The 643-nt window shown below is 73.1% G+C and carries 1 protein-coding gene; it reads right to left on the reverse strand.

Annotated features, from left to right (window positions below; all coding sequences use genetic code 11):
• Positions 1-643 (reverse strand): diacylglycerol kinase family protein (locus tag J7528_RS23870; protein WP_291879831.1); only part of this gene is annotated, 643 nt, incomplete at both ends.

The raw sequence follows: 643 nt of genomic DNA on the forward strand, positions 1-643 counted from the left end.
GGCGGGGCGTCGACGTCCAGGAACTTCAGCCCCTCGCGCGGGGGTCCGAACGGCTTGACCCCGAACGGCAGGCGCTTGAGCGTGGTGGCCAGCACCATGAAGCGGTCGGCCGTGCGGGTCTCCTCGCCGTCGATGGCCAGGCACAGCGGCACGCCGGCCCGCCACTGGTCGCGCTTGCCGCCCATGACGGTGCCGACCAGGGCGCCCAGCACGCTCATCGCCACGGCGATGCTGTGGAAGGCGCCGGTCTTGTGGACCGTCTGGGCCAGGCTGGTGGCGCGCACGAAGGCGCCCAGGCCGAAGACGAAGCCCCGCAGGCTGGGCCGCCCGTCGTCCCAGCGCACCTCCAGCGGCGCGCGGTGCTTGATCACGGCGTCGGGCGACTTGGCCGCCGCCAGGGCCTTGGCCAGGGTCCAGTCGCGGGGCACGCCCAGGTCGATGGCCAGCACGTTGGTCTTGCCCGACGGGATCAGGGCGATCAGCGGCATGGCCTCGCCGAAGATGGTCGCCGCGCGGCTCAGCACGTCGCGGATCGTACCGTCGCCGCCGTCGATCACCAGCATCTTCACGCCGCACTGGGCGAAGGCCTGCAGGTCCTGCTCCAGCGCCTCGGGCGTGGCCGGCTCGACCAGCAGCACCGCGT

The organism is Caulobacter sp. (assembly GCF_017744445.1).
GTDB lineage: Bacteria > Pseudomonadota > Alphaproteobacteria > Caulobacterales > Caulobacteraceae > Caulobacter.